Source organism: Halorientalis sp. IM1011, assembly GCF_001989615.1.
Taxonomy (GTDB): Archaea; Halobacteriota; Halobacteria; order Halobacteriales; family Haloarculaceae; genus Halorientalis.
In genome coordinates this window covers 2,616,120-2,631,140 of sequence record NZ_CP019067.1, presented here as the reverse complement: position 1 = coordinate 2,631,140, position 15,021 = coordinate 2,616,120, and the positions used below count along the sequence as shown (strand labels likewise).

Annotated in this window: 17 protein-coding genes; 7 read left to right on the top strand and 10 right to left on the bottom strand. The window is 66.3% G+C overall.

The genetic code is table 11. The annotated features are described in order from the left end of the window. Positions 1-10: 10 nt before the first annotated feature. On the bottom strand, positions 11-334 hold the full coding sequence (locus BV210_RS13605; RefSeq protein ID WP_077207173.1) for an MTH1187 family thiamine-binding protein: 324 nt from the start codon (positions 332-334) through the stop codon (positions 11-13). 101 nt (positions 335-435) lie between these two features. On the opposite strand from BV210_RS13605, the gene BV210_RS13600 reads away from it, so the two are divergent. The 3 genes from BV210_RS13600 (at position 436) to BV210_RS19940 (ending at position 2,533) form a co-directional block, all read left to right on the top strand. Continuing rightward, complete coding sequence (locus tag BV210_RS13600; protein WP_077207172.1) at positions 436-1,356, top strand: twin-arginine translocation signal domain-containing protein; 921 nt, start codon at positions 436-438, stop codon at positions 1,354-1,356. A gap of 82 nt (positions 1,357-1,438) precedes the next feature. Then, complete coding sequence (locus tag BV210_RS13595; RefSeq protein ID WP_077207171.1) at positions 1,439-2,314, top strand: homoserine kinase; 876 nt, start codon at positions 1,439-1,441, stop codon at positions 2,312-2,314. Between the two features lie 45 nt (positions 2,315-2,359). Next, positions 2,360-2,533 (top strand): hypothetical protein, encoded by a 174-nt coding sequence (locus BV210_RS19940; RefSeq protein WP_157526021.1) that lies wholly within the window; start codon positions 2,360-2,362, stop codon positions 2,531-2,533. Between the two features lie 13 nt (positions 2,534-2,546). On the opposite strand, the gene BV210_RS13590 is transcribed toward BV210_RS19940, so the two are convergent. Together BV210_RS13590 and pdxS are read right to left on the bottom strand one after the other, a co-directional pair. Further along, positions 2,547-4,553 carry a DUF6114 domain-containing protein gene (locus tag BV210_RS13590; protein WP_077207170.1) on the bottom strand — a complete coding sequence of 669 codons (2,007 nt, stop codon included), beginning with the start codon at positions 4,551-4,553 and terminating at the stop codon, positions 2,547-2,549. Positions 4,554-4,761: 208 nt separating this feature from the next. Next, positions 4,762-5,670, bottom strand: a complete 909-nt coding sequence (gene pdxS, locus BV210_RS13585) for a pyridoxal 5'-phosphate synthase lyase subunit PdxS (RefSeq protein WP_077207169.1) — start codon at positions 5,668-5,670, stop codon at positions 4,762-4,764. Between the two features lie 111 nt (positions 5,671-5,781). On the opposite strand from pdxS, the gene BV210_RS13580 reads away from it, so the two are divergent. The 3 genes from BV210_RS13580 (at position 5,782) to BV210_RS20780 (ending at position 7,509) form a co-directional block, all read left to right on the top strand. Beyond that, positions 5,782-6,546, top strand: a complete 765-nt coding sequence (locus BV210_RS13580) for a DUF1405 domain-containing protein (protein ID WP_077207168.1) — start codon at positions 5,782-5,784, stop codon at positions 6,544-6,546. Between the two features lie 103 nt (positions 6,547-6,649). Beyond that, positions 6,650-7,261: a hypothetical protein gene (locus tag BV210_RS13575; protein ID WP_077207167.1), complete on the top strand. Its 612-nt coding sequence runs from the start codon at positions 6,650-6,652 to the stop codon at positions 7,259-7,261. A gap of 116 nt (positions 7,262-7,377) precedes the next feature. Beyond that, positions 7,378-7,509, top strand: coding sequence for a hypothetical protein (locus tag BV210_RS20780; protein ID WP_256385538.1), 132 nt, complete (start codon positions 7,378-7,380; stop codon positions 7,507-7,509). Between the two features lie 262 nt (positions 7,510-7,771). Here BV210_RS20780 and BV210_RS13565 read toward each other — a convergent pair whose 3' ends face one another. The 5 genes from BV210_RS13565 to BV210_RS13545 form a co-directional block, all read right to left on the bottom strand. Then, positions 7,772-8,698, bottom strand: a complete 927-nt coding sequence (locus BV210_RS13565) for a DUF6293 family protein (RefSeq protein ID WP_077207166.1) — start codon at positions 8,696-8,698, stop codon at positions 7,772-7,774. Positions 8,699-8,749: 51 nt separating this feature from the next. After that, the gene (locus BV210_RS13560; RefSeq protein ID WP_077207165.1) at positions 8,750-9,055 is read right to left on the bottom strand and encodes a hypothetical protein; all 306 of its coding nucleotides are present in this window, start codon (positions 9,053-9,055) and stop codon (positions 8,750-8,752) included. Positions 9,056-9,413: 358 nt separating this feature from the next. Then, a complete protein-coding gene (locus BV210_RS13555; RefSeq protein WP_077207164.1) occupies positions 9,414-10,904 on the bottom strand; it encodes a sodium:solute symporter in 1,491 nt (496 codons plus the stop codon). Continuing rightward, on the bottom strand, positions 10,897-11,118 hold the full coding sequence (locus BV210_RS13550; RefSeq protein WP_077207163.1) for a DUF3311 domain-containing protein: 222 nt from the start codon (positions 11,116-11,118) through the stop codon (positions 10,897-10,899). Before BV210_RS13550 ends, BV210_RS13555 begins: the two co-directional genes overlap by 8 nt. Before the next feature lie 123 nt (positions 11,119-11,241). Beyond that, complete coding sequence (locus BV210_RS13545) at positions 11,242-11,589, bottom strand: tRNA-binding protein (RefSeq protein WP_077207162.1); 348 nt, start codon at positions 11,587-11,589, stop codon at positions 11,242-11,244. A gap of 200 nt (positions 11,590-11,789) precedes the next feature. Here BV210_RS13545 and dnaG point away from each other — a divergent pair, with 200 nt between their 5' ends. Beyond that, positions 11,790-13,115 carry a DNA primase DnaG gene (gene dnaG, locus BV210_RS13540; RefSeq protein WP_077207161.1) on the top strand — a complete coding sequence of 442 codons (1,326 nt, stop codon included), beginning with the start codon at positions 11,790-11,792 and terminating at the stop codon, positions 13,113-13,115. Here the strand turns inward: dnaG and BV210_RS13535 are convergent. Continuing rightward, entirely contained in the window at positions 13,112-13,534 is a 423-nt protein-coding gene (locus BV210_RS13535) for a GNAT family N-acetyltransferase (RefSeq protein ID WP_077207160.1), read from the bottom strand. The two genes, dnaG and BV210_RS13535, sit on opposite strands and share 4 nt — an antisense overlap. Next, positions 13,531-14,922 (bottom strand): DUF92 domain-containing protein, encoded by a 1,392-nt coding sequence (locus BV210_RS13530; protein WP_077207159.1) that lies wholly within the window; start codon positions 14,920-14,922, stop codon positions 13,531-13,533. The genes BV210_RS13535 and BV210_RS13530 overlap by 4 nt, the downstream gene beginning before the upstream one ends. Positions 14,923-15,021 lie beyond the last annotated feature (99 nt).

Genomic DNA, 15,021 nt, shown 5'->3' with positions numbered 1-15,021 from the left:
CTGTCCCCCTTTAGGCGTCCGGGTCCCGGTCGCTCCGGGCCGGCCGCCCCAGCGCTTCCTCGACGCCCTCGACCTTCTCGCTGGCCGGCCCCGCACGCGTGCGCTTGTCGTCGATCTTCAACACGGTGCTCACCCGGTCGGCGTCGACGGCCTCGTGGGCGGCCTGAGCCGCGGCGAACAACTCGTCGATCCCCTCGGCCTCGATGGTCGTTCCCATCGGCGTCGTCTCGTAGGCCACGTCGAACTCGTCGAGGGCCGCGACGGCCGCGGCGACCTCCTCGGCCATGCTCCCCTCGATCACCGGTGCCACGCTCAGGAATCCGACGACTGTCATGGGAACGGGTACGCCGGGGGCGCAGTAAAACCCCGTCCCGAGGGTTTACCGAGCGGGAAACTCCCCGAAGGTATTAGACATCTCAGCGAACGTAGACGTACATGAGCAGAGAGATCACACGGCGAGACGCGCTCAAAGCAGGTGCGGCGACGGCAGGGCTCACAGCGCTCTCGGGCTGTAACGCCATCGAGGACGCGATTCCGTTCATCGGCGGGGTGAACTACACGGACTGGGCCTTCGAACCCGGGACGGTGACCGACGCGGATCACCTGACGATCTCCTACCTCGATTACGGGACCGTGGTGGAAAACGAGAGCGAGTTCGACAGCGACTACTACGAGGAAAGCTTCGAGTCCAACGAGGACTCGTTCCCGCTCAGCGCCGTCAATCTCGACGTCGAGGACGTCAGCGTCCGGGTGGGGGTCAGCGGCTACGGCGGGATGTTCGAGGCGGACTACAATCAGGACGACGTGGCCAGCCACCTGGGAGACGAGGACTACGACGAGGACACGACCCACGAGGGGTACACGATCTATCTCGGCAGCGACGAGAACCAGGCGGTCGGAATCGACGGCAACAGGATCGTCCACGGATCGAGCGGCTTCCTGACCGACGCCAACCCTGTCGACATCGTCGAGACGCTGATCGACACGGCCAAGGGGGACGAAAATCGGTACGTCGACGACAGCCAGCCGTTCGCGGACCTGTCCGACGAGCTCGGCACTACGACGATCCTGCTCGCGTCGACACAGGACGCGCCCGACGAGACCGACGCCGAGAACGGCCAGTTCGAGGGCAACGTGGCGAGCGGATTCTCGTCGAGCGTCGACGGCCAGACCACCGCCGTCAAGGTGGTCTTCGTGTTCGAGAACGAGTCCGACGTCGACATGGGAGACATCGAGACCTACGCAGACACGGACAGCTTCGACAACCTGAACGACGTCTCCACGAACCGCAACGGGAACAGGGCGATCATCTCCGGGACGGTCGATACGGACGAACTCGGCGAGACGATGAACTGACCCCGGCCACTGCGTGACCGTGTCCCAGGGCGAAAACCCGGAGTCCGCTACCTTTTTGCCGGCCCTGACGGAAGCCACGTGCATGCTCACCGTCCGGGCACCGGCCACGAGCGCGAACCTCGGGAGCGGCTTCGACGTGTTCGGGGTCGCGCTGGACCGCCCGGCGGACATCGTTCGCGTCGAGAAGGCAGACGAGATCAGCATCGAAGTTACCGGCGTCGGCAGCCAGTACATCCCCGAGGACCCCGAGAAGAACACCGTCGGGGCCGTCGCCGAGGCGCTCGACGCCCCCGCCCGCATCGAGATCGACAAGGGCGTGCGCCCGGCCTCGGGACTCGGGTCGTCTGCCGCCAGCGCCGCCGCGGCCGCCGTCGGCCTGAACGAACTGTACGACCGGGGCCACACGCGGGAGGAACTGGTCCCCATCGCCGCCAAGGGCGAGGCCGTCGTCTCCGGCGACGCCCACGACGACAACGTCGCCCCCTCGATCATGGGCGGGTTCACCATCGCCACCGACGACGGCGTCACCAAGGTCGACGCCGACATCCCGCTGGTGGCCTGCCTCCCCGACATCGTCGTCTCCACCCGGGACGCCCGCCGCGTCGTCCCCGAGTCCGCCCGTGTCGAACAGTTAGTGGAGACTGTCGGCTGGGCCGCGACGCTGACGACGGGGATGCACCGTGACGACCCACACCTGGTCGGTGAGGGGATGAACGACACCGTCGTCACACCCGCACGCGCGGAGTTGATCGACGGGTACAGTCAGGTCCGTGACGCCGCGCTGGAGGCCGGCGCGACCGGCGTCACGATCAGCGGTGCCGGCCCGACCGTAATCGCCGCCTGCGAGGAACCGGACCGCCGGGCCGTCGGCACGGCCATGATCGACCAGTTCAACGCCGTCGGCGTCGAGGCGCGCGTCTACCAGACCGAAATCGGTGACGGCGCGACGCTGTTCTGATCTTTCGTCGATAAGACATACGTCGCCACACGACGACGCGAGCGCATGGACGCGACCGACTTGCAGGTTCTGGGTATCGGCGTACTCCTGTTCGGCGGTTTCACACACGTGAGCTCCGAGATGGTCGTCTTCTCGAACGAATTCGGTCTACTCGTCATGGTCGTCGGACTGTTCGTCCTGTTCGCGAGTCTGGTGCCCGGTATCGGAGAAGACAGCTGAGACGGCCGGTTACTCACCAGCGCTGGCGTTCGCTCTCGTTTATCCAGCGGAAGCGCTCCTCGCCGGTGGTGGTCTCGGTCTCGGCCTCCGTCGTCCCCGGTTCCTGCCAGGCGACACAGAGGCTACCGCCGACGATGCCGACCAGCATGCCGATGACGAGGCCGCCGAACGCGCCGATCAACGAGAGGATGGACATGGCGATGCCGGTGACGCCGATCAGCGTCGAGAGCTGGGGTTTCACGATGGCGAAGACCCCACAGGCGACGACCATCGCCGCGAAGACGATGCCCAGCGCCGAAAAGGAGGGGCCTTGCGTCGCGGAGATCATCTGGAGCCGGATCGGGATGGCCGCGATGATCATGCCGCCGAGTACCAGCAGCGTGCCGCCGGCGAAGGGTCGCCGTGACCGCCAGCGGGCGAACGCGCCCGGCTGGCCACCCAGCCGTTCGTCGTCCTCGACGGTCCGCTCCTCGCCCCCGAAGGACGGGAGGCCGAGGTCCACGTCGCCGAGGATCAGCCCGTACCCGGTCCCGAGCACCTGTCCGTAGAGGAGGAAGGCGACGACGATCAGCGGCCCCGTCGTCGGGAGGACGCCCAGCAGCGACCCCCCGTAGAACGCGATGCCGACCAGCAGGCCGAACCCGAGGCCCATGCTCCCGGCGGTGACCGCGAGGGCGGCCCGGGTCAGCAGTGGCACGAGCAGTTTCTGGGTGATCTCCGACCGCCGGGAGAACATGATCACCGTGTTCGTGAAGTCGTTGATCGTCCGCGAGACGTAGGCGACGAAGGCCAGTCCGAGCACGACGGACATGGCCATCCAGACGCCGAAGCCGGTCGAGACGCCGGTCGCGTCCAGCGTCGCCGCGAGTCCCGCGAACAGATCCAGCCCGATCACGAGGGCGACGAAGGCCCCACTGAGCAGGCCGGCTCCGAGCGACGCGACGACGCCCGCCCGGACCGCCTCGCCGGGGACGAACGTGGACGCGTCGACTTTCTCCATCATCAGGCCGTAGCCATTACCGAGCACCTGGCCGTAGACGATCAGTGCGATCAGTCCCGCGAGCCCCAGATTCGGGCCGATGCCAGCCGAACCGAGCGCGAGGACGACCACGCCGAGGGCGGTCCCGTAGACCAGCCCCATACTGCCGGCGGTGACGGTGAGCGCCCCGCGGGTCAACAATGGCACGAGCAGTTTCTGAGTGATCTTCGACCGCCGCGAGAACATGATCACCGTGTTCGTGAAGTCGTTGATCGTCCGGGAGAGGACGGCCGCGAACAGCAGGCCGAACACGAGGCCGGCGGCCACGAATAGCGCCGCCCCGAATTCCGGGGACTGGCTCCCGGCAAGCGCCGCGATCTCGGTGAGTGCAGCCGACCCCCCGAGCAGGGAGAGGACGGCGACGCCGGCGACACCGCCGCCGATCGCGCCCACGACCGCCGCGTTCTGTTCGTCCGCGGTCGTGGCTGGCTTGAACCAGTGTGCTTCGAGGAGCACGCCGTAGACAGTACCCATCAGCTGTCCGTACAGCAGGTACGCGAAGATCACCGAGAAGTCCGCGAGCGGTGGAATCCCCGCGTTGTAGCCGAGGGCGACCAGGGCCACCGGCATGCCGTAGGCGAAAAAGCCGTAGCCGAGAATGTGGCCGTAGAGCAACCCGAAGCCACCGGCGGTGACCCCGAGTGCCGACCGTTCCAGAAGCGGCACCAGAATCTTCTGGAGGACCCCGATGTTCCGGGACATCATGATGATCGTGTTCGTGAACTTGTGAACGGTCCGCGAGAGGAAGACGCCGAAGATCAGGGCGAACACCACACAGGTCCCGATCCAGACCAGCCACCCGGTGGATAGCCCACTGCCACCGACCAGCCAGGCGAAGTACTCGAATCCTCGGGTCGTGCTGCCGTTTGGCCCCGGCAGGAACTGGATCAAAAGCCCCGCCGGAATCGCCGCGACTAGCGCCCCGATCACCGCTGCCACTTGCTCGTCCCGCCCGAACTTCGAAGTCGTTTTCGTACTCATAATATGCCCCGCAAACCCCCAGGTTTTGCGGCTCTCTGGACGCGTGTTCCACAGTCGGCATAAAAAGTATTCTGCGCCTATTGACCGGCAGTTTAAGACGCCGTCTCGACAGTCGATTCGCCAGCGACGAGATCCGCCGTAGTCAGAACGGCTAGGGATGGCTTACGCGAGCCGAGAAATGCGCCGTCGGCGAAGCCGTTCGTTCCGATCAGACGCCCCGGCCCTGCAGTTTCTCTTCCTCGGGCAGGTCGGCGTTGGCGTCGCCGCGCATTCCCGAGCCGATGTTCGAGGAGATCTCGGCCAGTTTCTCGGGGTCGTCCCAGTTGTTGACTGCCTCGACGACGGCGGTCCCCATCGCTTCGGGGTCCTCCGCGCCGAAGATGCCCGAGCCGACGAAGATGCCGTCACAGCCGTGGTGCATCATGAGCGCAGCGTCGGCGGGCGTCGCGATGCCGCCGGCCGCGAAGTTGACGACGGGGAGCCGGCCCATCTCGGCGGTCTCGTGGACCAGTTCCGCGGGCGCCTCGTTCTCCCGGGCCCACTTCTCGCGTTCCTCGTGGGTCATCCCTTCGAGCTCGCGGATCGCGCCCTTGATGTTGCGCTGGTGGTGGACGGCCTGGTTGACGTCGCCGGTGCCGGCCTCGCCTTTCGTGCGGATCATGGCCGCGCCCTCGTCGATGCGGCGGAGCGCCTCACCGAGGTTGCGCGCGCCACAGACGAACGGCGCGGTGAACTCCCGCTTGTCGATGTGGAAGCGATCGTCGGCCGGCGTGAGCACCTCGCTCTCGTCGATCATGTCGACGCCGGTCGCTTCGAGGATCTGGGCTTCCTTGGTGTGGCCGATGCGGGATTTGCCCATCACCGGGATCGACACCTCGTCGATGATCTCCTGGACGTCGGCGGGGTCGGCCATCCGGGCGACGCCGCCGCGCTTGCGGATGTCGGCCGGCACGGCTTCCAGTGACATGACCGCCACGGCGCCCACGTCCTCGGCGATACGGGCCTGCTCGCGGTCGACGACGTCCATGATGACGCCGCCTTTCTGCATCTTCGCGAACCCGCGCTTGACCAGATCGGTCCCGCGACGGAGTTCCTCCAGATCAGTCGCTGCTGACATACCATCAGGTTGGGCGGTCACGCACTTAACCCGTGTCCTTTGCAGGAGAACGCGAGGCCGGCCGCGCCGCCCTCCGATACCGTTTTGCCGCCGTCGGTCGTTCGTCCCCGCATGTCCGTCGTTACCAGACTGGGCCGCCAGCTGGAGGGGTTCATCGCCCGCTACTTCGACGCCCCCCTCCCCGAGCGCGAGGCCCTGCCGCGGTACGTCGCACCCCTGCCCGCGTGGCTGGAGGACGCCGCCCTGCGACTGGCCTGGCCCATCGCCATCGTCAACCTGCTGGGGACCGCCTTCGGCTTCTGGTACTACGGCTTTCACCCCTGGCCGTTCACGGACCCCCTGTTCGCCGGCCAGTTCGGCCTGACGCCGCCCGAAATGTGGCTCTTCGTCCCCGATAGCCCCGTCGCGACGGGCTTCATCGGCCTCTCGCTGATCGCCTGGCGACTCGACTGGCACGTCGAGTGGCTCCACGTGCTCGCATTCTTCGGCTGTATCAAACTCGGCCTCTGGACCCCCTACGTCCAGTTGGTGGTCAACGGCCCCGGCGGGCTGAACCCGCTGATGTACCACTTCCTGATCTGGAGCCACGCGCTGATGGCCGTCGAAGCCTTCCTGATCCACCGCTACAGCCGCTTTCCCATCTGGGCCATCGCGATCGCCACGTTCTGGTACACCCTCAACGACGTGGTGGACTACTTCGTCCCGCTGATCGGCGACCCCCACCATACTCTCCTGCGCGCGGAACAGACCGTCCTCGGCTTCGACCACTCGCTTCCCGCCCACGATCAGGCCGCCGCCGGTGCCGTCGTGTTGACTATCATCGCGGTGTTTCTGGCCACGGCGACGCGCGCGAAGAAGGCCGAGATCGGGAACTGATCCGACGAAATGTGCGATAGTACGCACATACTCGCGACTAGTTAGCGGCTCGAAAGGAGCCATTCCGTACGAAATAAGTAACCATCGGGAACTTTCGTGTCGTATGTTGGATACTATCGAGCGAAGTCGCCGACGGTTCCTGACGGGCACAGCGGTCGCGGTCTTCGGCGGCCTCGCTGGTTGCACCGGGAACGACGACGGGAGTACGGCCGTGCCGGAGACGGGTACAGACGCGACAGCAACGGACACCGCTACCGCGACCAGTACCCGGGAAACCGACGAGGCGCCCGCATCGACGGCCGAGGCGGACACACCGACCGACCCCGAGGAGACCAGACAGTCGACGGCGGACGACGCCGGGTATCCGATGCACACCGTCGAGCGGTTCCTCACCGCGATCAGGCGGGGCGAACCGTCGGAGGCGCGGAAAGAGACCGTCGAAGGACACGATCTCGGACGGTTCGCGGACGTGGAGAAGATAACCATCTTCGGCATCGAGCGGTACACCCCCCAGAAGTACGCGGACTACAGGAACGTCACCGTCTCGGCGGTCGAAGATACCCTCCAGCAGGTCGAGGAGCGGGGCTACGACGACAGCGCCATCGTCTCCTACACCGTCCGTACGGACCAGCACGGCGAGATCCGTCGGTACTACGTCGTCGTCCTCGACGGCGACCGGTGGCTGATGTACGACTACGGGCTGCTGCCGGAGTGATCGCCGTCGTTGGCTAACCACAAATTATTCCTGAGCAACAATTAATCCATCGGGTGACGATGGAATGGAACGAATTGGTCCAACTCCTCACCCTCTGGTTCGTGGTTCTGATTTTCATGCAGACATCATCCGGAACTGGTGACAGTCAGTTGCTAGCAGCGATCGGGATCTTCGCGGGGATGCTGATGTTTCTTCTCCCACTCTGGATCGCCATCGAACTCGTCACGGACCTCGGTGCCGAACTGTGAATCCTTAGCGGTGTCCGATTCGTAGACACACCGAGCAGACGGTTCACCCAGATCCACCAGCTCTGCTACCGTCTAGAACACTCTCGACACTGACTGATCAGGGGACGCGCTTCGCTCGGGTTCACAATGCGGACTCGCTACGCTCGTCCTCGCAACTCGCGGGTCGTCGCTCTGCTCACCCCTCGCACTCCCCGCTCGCTAAAACGAGTCCTCGCTACGCTCGGACTCGCTGCTCACGGCTCCCCGTGGTCGCCGTTCGCAATTACGAGCCCTCACTACGTTCGGGCTCGCTATCCGCATGCGCCCTGACCCACAACTCCCCGATCCGCGAGAGCCGGGTCCGATGGGATTTCCCGTGTTCCTCCTGCTCGATGTACCCCTTCCCGCCCGGCCCGAGCCGATCCACGTTGTAGATCACCTTCGACCGGAAACTGTCGGTGTACTCCTCGCCGAGTTCCCGCGCGAGTTCCTGTGCCAACTCGGAGACGGACTCGAACTCCCCGTGTTCCCCGAGGGTGAAGAGGATGATCTCCTCGAAGGGCTTGACGTTCGAGAAGGAGGCGACGGGGAGTTCGACGACGTGGCTGCCGTCGATCTCCTTCGCGCCGATGGTCGTCCCGCGCTCGTCGAACTCGTCGAGGAGATTGCGGGCGCTCTCCAGTCGCTCGGTGATCCGGTCGTCGTCTACGTCCTCACCCAGATCGCCGAGCAGATCGATCTGGCGCCGGAGTTCCTCGGCGAGTTCCGTTTCGAGGTACTTCTCGGGAACCGTGTAGTAGGTGTGGATGCGGTCGCGGTCCTCCTGGCGCTCGACCATGATGGAGTGGGCGGCGGTGGCGAAGGCGAACGAAACTGTCCGGGGCATCGCGGAGATGTTGACCCAGACCTCCCCCTCCTCGTCACCCTCCCGACCCCGGTCGAGTTCGGCCATGATGAGGCTGTAGGCCTGCTCGAAGGCCTCGTCGTAGTCGTACACGTCCTCAACGACGATCCGCTCGGTCTCAGCGCCGAGGAGGTTCGTGAAGTCCTTCTCGAGTTTCTCCGCGAGGTTGCGGGAGTACTCGACGTTGGCCTCGCTCCCGACGGCCCCCTCAAGCAGGACCACCCGATCCACGTCGAGACGCTCGCGCACCAGCGGCGCGATCAACCGGTCGTAGTCGAAGCCGACCGGCACGATGTGGGTCTGCATACGCACACTTGTCTCGACGCGCTCAAAAGGGTGAGGGGTTCGTCGATCCGCTCAGTCCGCGTTCTGCGGTCCGTGGTGTGTCGCCGACTCGCGTACCTGCGCAGTCAACTGGTCCCGGAAGGGGTGAGGCGACCGGAGGGCGGCGATTAAGCTCCACATTATGCCGGTCGAGAGCGATCCCACCGCCGACATCGTCATCCCCATCGTGAAGAAGGTGACACCGTAGATGATCCCGATCGACGCGGAGGGGATGGACGTGCCTAACGGGACGTTGGCCATCCTGTCTTTCAGCGTCGGCACGAGGACGACCAGCGAGAAGACGCTGCCACAGAGGAACACGATATCTTGCCACATCATCGTCGATCACCGCCTGTTCGTTCGGACTCGAAGAGAACCATATTCCAACGGAGCCGACTGCAGTAGATAAGCCTTACTTACTATCGAGTAAAAACTTCCATTAACAACTCTCGTGATACGAATTAGCACCACATAGCGGCGTTCGTCGACAGGTCGGTCCGGCGATACAGTTCAGCCGTCCCAGTTCGGGTGTAAGCGATCAGTACGGACGGGATAAGGCAGACTTACACTCCGGATCGGTCGTCCACTGATGAGTACAGGTCTGTGAACGTATCGGTCCACGAGCGAACCGGTCGGTGTGGGGACGAGTCAGCGAGGAGAGCGATCGTCGTGGGGGAGGGATCAGGTTACCGAGGAGTCAATCGGCCGAGTGACCCTGATAGACCGCGGCGTCCTCGCCGGCGGCGGGGGCGGTGACCGCCGAGACGCCCACGGTCAGGGCGAGACCCAGCGCCATCCCGACGACGGAGGCAGACCAGCCGCCCAGACCGGAAGCGAACGGGAGGACGTAGCTCGCGGGGACGAACGGGAGGAAGACACTGGCGAGATAGAACAGCTGGCTCCCGCCGACGCCAGCGTACATGCCGTAGCGGGTGGTCCCCGGCCAGTAGAGCGCGATCAGCACGGGGAGTGCGAGCTGTGCGAACCCGCCGAAGGCAGTGTCGCCGATCTCGATGAGCGTCCCCGGCTGGAAGAGACTCGCGACGAAGGACAGCAGGGCGATGACGACGACGCCGATCCGGCCGACCATGGCTTCACGGCGATCCGTCACGCCTGCGACGACCTGCCGGTACACGTCGCGGGTCAAATAGGACGACCCCGACAGCAACATCGAGTCGCTGGAGGACATCATCGCGGCCATCGCCCCGGCGATCACCAGCGCCGCGAACCACGCGGGCGTGTACTGGTTCAGCAAGAGCGGGAGGACGTTCTGGTTCTCGCCAGCCGCGATACCCAGCCCCTGCGCCCACGCGCCGAGCATGAACGCGGGGACGAAAAGCAGGATGACGAGGACGGGCCAGAGCGCGAACGTCCGCTTGAGCACCGTCTTCGAGCCGGCGACGAAGAACCGCTGGTTGACCTGCGGGAACATCGTCACGCCGAACGCGATGGAGACCGCAGTGGAGAGCACGTACGCGGGCGTATAGAGCCCGCCGCCCAGCGAGAGGTGGCCGGGCGAGACCGCCGCGAGTTCGCTCGTAGCCGCACCGGGACCGCCGACCGCCGAGAGGATCCAGGCCACCGCGAGCCAGATCATCCCGAGCATGAAGATCCCCTGGAGCGTGTCGGTCCAGGCGACCCCGCGCATCCCCGACAGCACGACGTAGACGATCATGAACAGGGTGATGCCGCCAGCCCCGATCCAGTAGGGGACCGCGCCGTCGGTCAGCGCCGTGATGGCGGTACCGGCTCCCTGCTGCTGGAGCATCACGTAGGGCACCAGCCAGAACAGCGAGATCCCGGCGACCACCACGCGGAGGACCGGCGAGCCGAACCGGTCGCCCAGCATCTCCCCGAGGGTCACGTAGCCGTGGGCCTTCCCGACGAGCCACTGCTTGTAGCCGAGCACGTACCAGAGGATGCCGAAGAGGACGCCGTCCATCAGCCCCATCACGAGGATCCACTCCGGCCCGGCTGCGTAGGAGACGTTGGGCCCGCCGAAGAAGGTGAAGGCCGACAGCAGCGTCGCGAACGTCGTGAAGAGCAGGACGACCGTCCCGAGCGTCCGACTCGCGAGGAAGTAGTCCTCGGCGGTGCGGTCGGTCAGCCGATAGGCCACCAGCCCGACGCCGAGTGCGAGCAGGAGGTAGCCGACGATGATCCCGATCTGGAGACCGGTCTCAGCCATTCGTATCACCCGCCCGCGACTCGATTCCCAGCCCCCAGGCCCGCCGGACGAAGACGGCGAAGACGACCGACGACAGTCCCAGCCAGCCGACGTGCCACCAGACCCAAATTGGCAGCCCGGCCACGACCCGACTCGACCCCCACCAGAACCAGGGGACCGCCAGCGCGACCAGCACCACCGCGACCGCACTCCAGAGGAACGTCGCTCGATCCATGGTTGTCGAAGTCTCCCACTCAACGCAAATAGACGTGTCGATAGCGTTCAGATCGCGAGTCCGAAGAAATATTTCCTTCAATCCAGTGGCCGTCGCAGCGTCGGCCACGGGTGCGATCGGCGCTCAGTACAGTCGCGTTCCGTCGGGCACCTCTCGCTCGGGCTGGAGGTGGACTACGTCGCCGTTCTCGTCGTCGACACCGGTCACAAGACACTGGCTCTCGAAGCCGGCGATGTTCACTGTTCCGAGGTTGACGACGGCGAGCACCTGCCGCCCCTCCAGTTCCTCGGGATCGTAGTTGTCCGTGAGGCCGGCCGCGGACTGTCGGGTTTCGGAGCCGAAGTCGACGTCGAGTTTGTACACGTCCTTGCGCGCTTCGGGGAACGGCTCCGCCGAGCGGATCGTACCGATCCGCATCTCTACGTCCTCCAGAAACCGCTCGGGGTCGATGTCGGCTTCCTCGATTCCCATGGAGCGATCACCGAGGGGCTGGCAGAAGTGCGTTTCGTCGCCGCCGGAACCTGCTCGTCACGTGTCACGACGGTAGGTATATGACGGCAAGGCCGCTACGTCCACTGTATCCATGGGTGCGTTCATGGAGACGTCATCATCACGCGGTTCACATCAATGCGGTTCACAGCATCGCCCCAGACCGGGGCAGTTCACCAGCTATGCACGATTCAGCGAAATACCTGATACACGCGGACATCGTCGCCGACGGGGTGGTAGAGCGGAGTGACGTCGTCGGCGCGGTGTTCGGGCAGACGGAGGGATTGCTCGGCGCCGAACTCGATCTGCGCGCGCTCCAGGAGTCCTCGAAGGTCGGCCGGATCGACGTGACGGTCGAGTCGGAGGGCGGCCGCTCCTACGGCGAGGTGACCATCGCCAGCGGCCTCGACAAGGTCGAGACCGCCATCCTCGCGGCCGCCCTGGAGACCATCGACCGGGTCGGGCCGTGCCGCGCCGACCTCGAGGTGACGAAACTGGAGGACGTGCGCGCGGCCAAGCGCCGGGAGATCGTCGACCGCGCGACCGAGTTGCTCGCCGAGTTCGAGGGCGAAGTCGCCCGCAGCGCGGACCTGATCGACGAGGTCCGACAGGCGGTCCGCGTCGAGGACATCACGGAGTACGAGGGGCTGCCGGCCGGTCCCCGCGTCAGCGACAGCGACGCGATTATCGTCGTCGAGGGCCGAGCCGACGTGCTCCAGCTCCTCAAGTACGGCATCAAAAACGCCGTCGCCGTGGAGGGGACCGACGTGCCCGAGGCGGTCGCCGACCTCACGCGCGAGCGGACGGTGACGGCCTTTCTCGACGGCGACCGCGGCGGCGACCTGATCCTGAAGGAACTGGAGCAGGTCGGGGACGTGGACTACGTCGCCTTCGCCCCGGAACACCGGTCGGTCGAGGACCTCGCGCGCGACGAGGTGATGAGCGCGCTCCGCCAGAAAGTCCAGATGGAAGCCGTCGCGGGTGCGAACTCGCCCCACGAGACCGTCGCCGCGACCGACGGGAGCGCCCGGCCCGCACCGCCGGAGACGACCGACGGCCCCGAGTCGACCGCGACGCCGGAGGAGACCACCGACGAACCGGCCGCAGAACCCGCCGACGAAGCGGGTGCGACGGAGGCGACTACCGATACACCGAACGAGGCGGAGGCGACCGAGGATGCAGAAGACGATACCGCCACGGCGGACGCGCCGTCCGATCCGGAGACGCTGGCGGGATACGTCGAGGCGATTGTGGGCACGGACAGCGGCGAGGTCGTCCTGCTGGACGGAGCGTTCGAGGAACTCGCGTCGGCTCCCGCCGAGGAGGCGTTCGACACCGTCGCCGACGCCGAGGTGGTGCCGACGACGGTCGTCCTCGACGGGACACTCGACCAGCGGTTGCTCGACGTGGCAGCCCAGCGCGGCGTCGAACAGGTGGTCCCGCGCTCGACCGGCGAGTTCGTCAAGCAACCGACGGGCGTCCGCATCCGAACGGCCGATCAGTTCTAGAACTGACGGGCCAGCAGTAGCCCGTCCCCGTCCTCGTAGTGGTCGAGCAGTCGCTCCTGCTGGGTGAACCCCTGGTCCGTGTAGAAGCTCCGCGCCCGCTCATCTTCGGCCCTGACCGTCAGTTCCAGCGCCTCGAACCCGTCGGCCGCGAGTCGGTCGCACAGCGTCTCGAGTAGTCGGGATCCACGACCATCGCCGCGGTAGCCGGGCGCGACCGCCAGTTCCGCGAGGTACGCGACGGTATCCTGCGGGATGGCAACGGCGTATCCCCGCGGCTGGTCGGTCTCGTCCGTAACCACGAACACGACCGGCGGGCCGTCGATGGCCGGTTCCAGCAGGCCGTCCCACGGTTCGGCCAGCGACGCCGTCTGTATGGCGCGAAGGTGCGGCAGATCGACCGTTCGGGCCGGGCGGATCATAGCGCGCCGAGTACGAGCGCGACGCCGCCGCCCGCGACGGCGGCGACGACCGTGGCGAGGAAGTTGACGGTCTGGTTGCCGACGTACCGGCCCTCGACGGTCGCTCCGAGGAGACTGTCGGCGGTCATCCCGAGGACGCCCGCGAGGACGATCACCAGCGCGCCGAGCGGCAGGAGCGACTCGAAAACGGCGGCGATGACGGCGATCAGTCCAGCTCCTGCAATTCCGGCGAGTTCGCCCTGCCACGTGACCGCGCCGTCGGTGCCGGGTGCGACCCGCTCGAACGTCGTGATGAGCCGCGGATCGTCGTAGAGCCCCCCGATCTCGCTGGAGAGCGTATCGCTCATCGCGGCGGCGACCGCCCCGGCGAAGGCGTAGAGGAACACGTCCGGGGAGACGGGGACGTGGGTCGGACTCGCCGCGAACCCGACGACGGCGACCAGCGCCATCAGGGAGTTCGCGAGGACGTTCCCGCTTCCCCGGGTCCCCTCGTTTTCCTGTGCGACGCCGCGGTCGAGTTTCTCGTCGTATCTGAACTTCGAGGAGAGCGCCCCGACGCCGAAGAAGGTAATGAGCATGGCGAACCAGCCGTAGCCGCCGAGGACGATGGTCAACAGTCCGAGCAGAACCCCGGTGACCATCCCCGCGATCGAGGCCGCGTCGAGCCAGTAGGAGACGTAGCCGAAGACGCCTGTCACAACGAGTGCGACCGCGATACGAAGCGGCGAGACGGCGACGCCGAGATCCGCGAACAGCCACAGCAACATCGCGGCCGAGACCATCACCAGCGGGTCGTCACGGGCGAACAGCACCGCCCGCAACAGCGACGCGAGCAAGGCCCCGCTGACCGCGAAGAACGCCAGCGTCGCCGGCGGGACGGACTCGGGCGTCAACGCGACGGTCGCCAGGCCCGCACCGAATCCCAGCACCGAGCCACCGACGACGAAGCCAGCCGTCGCTACCGCTGGCTCCGTCCGCCACGCCCTGACGAGGTGTTCGGCGAGATTGCCATAGGAGAGGATGAACACCGCCGTCGAAAAGACCGTCATCGGCAGCGCGAACTGCAGGGCCAGCAGTGCCAGCCCCGCGATGGCGAGTGCAAAGCCCGCCAGCCCGTAGAGGCGACCGTCCTCGCGGTCGCCCGGCCGGGCGAACAACTCGAACACGAATCCCTCGTCCACGACGTAGAGGGCCAACACGGCGATGGCGACGAACGGGAGCGTCCCGGCGACCGTGGCGACCGCCTGCGAAGTCAGCCGATCGGCGACCGGGCCTGCCCCGGCGATGGCGGCGACCAGTTCTGGCGCCACCCGGGTGACTGCCGGGACGAGCAACCCAGCCGTCCCGACCAGCGCGAACGCCCCCGCTCGCCGGACTGTCGACGTCACGGTCCGCCCGTTTTTCGGAGACCCACTTAACAACCACCTTTTTCCCGCTCGGGTGGCGCGCTCTGCGCGCCACCGCTCGCGGCAAAAACGTGGTTCCCG

Coding starts and splice junctions, on each gene's coding strand:
- pdxS (WP_077207169.1), bottom strand. CDS start 5,670: ATGTCAGCAGCGACTGATCTGGAGGAACTCCGTCGCGGGACCGATCTG.
- BV210_RS13580 (WP_077207168.1), top strand. CDS start 5,782: ATGTCCGTCGTTACCAGACTGGGCCGCCAGCTGGAGGGGTTCATCGCC.
- BV210_RS13575 (WP_077207167.1), top strand. CDS start 6,650: ATGTTGGATACTATCGAGCGAAGTCGCCGACGGTTCCTGACGGGCACA.
- BV210_RS13560 (WP_077207165.1), bottom strand. CDS start 9,055: ATGATGTGGCAAGATATCGTGTTCCTCTGTGGCAGCGTCTTCTCGCTG.
- BV210_RS13590 (WP_077207170.1), bottom strand. CDS start 4,553: ATGAGTACGAAAACGACTTCGAAGTTCGGGCGGGACGAGCAAGTGGCA.
- BV210_RS13595 (WP_077207171.1), top strand. CDS start 1,439: ATGCTCACCGTCCGGGCACCGGCCACGAGCGCGAACCTCGGGAGCGGC.
- BV210_RS13600 (WP_077207172.1), top strand. CDS start 436: ATGAGCAGAGAGATCACACGGCGAGACGCGCTCAAAGCAGGTGCGGCG.
- BV210_RS13565 (WP_077207166.1), bottom strand. CDS start 8,698: ATGCAGACCCACATCGTGCCGGTCGGCTTCGACTACGACCGGTTGATC.
- BV210_RS19940 (WP_157526021.1), top strand. CDS start 2,360: ATGGACGCGACCGACTTGCAGGTTCTGGGTATCGGCGTACTCCTGTTC.
- BV210_RS13605 (WP_077207173.1), bottom strand. CDS start 334: ATGACAGTCGTCGGATTCCTGAGCGTGGCACCGGTGATCGAGGGGAGC.
- BV210_RS20780 (WP_256385538.1), top strand. CDS start 7,378: ATGCAGACATCATCCGGAACTGGTGACAGTCAGTTGCTAGCAGCGATC.
- BV210_RS13545 (WP_077207162.1), bottom strand. CDS start 11,589: ATGGGAATCGAGGAAGCCGACATCGACCCCGAGCGGTTTCTGGAGGAC.
- BV210_RS13550 (WP_077207163.1), bottom strand. CDS start 11,118: ATGGATCGAGCGACGTTCCTCTGGAGTGCGGTCGCGGTGGTGCTGGTC.
- BV210_RS13535 (WP_077207160.1), bottom strand. CDS start 13,534: ATGATCCGCCCGGCCCGAACGGTCGATCTGCCGCACCTTCGCGCCATA.
- BV210_RS13555 (WP_077207164.1), bottom strand. CDS start 10,904: ATGGCTGAGACCGGTCTCCAGATCGGGATCATCGTCGGCTACCTCCTG.
- dnaG (WP_077207161.1), top strand. CDS start 11,790: ATGCACGATTCAGCGAAATACCTGATACACGCGGACATCGTCGCCGAC.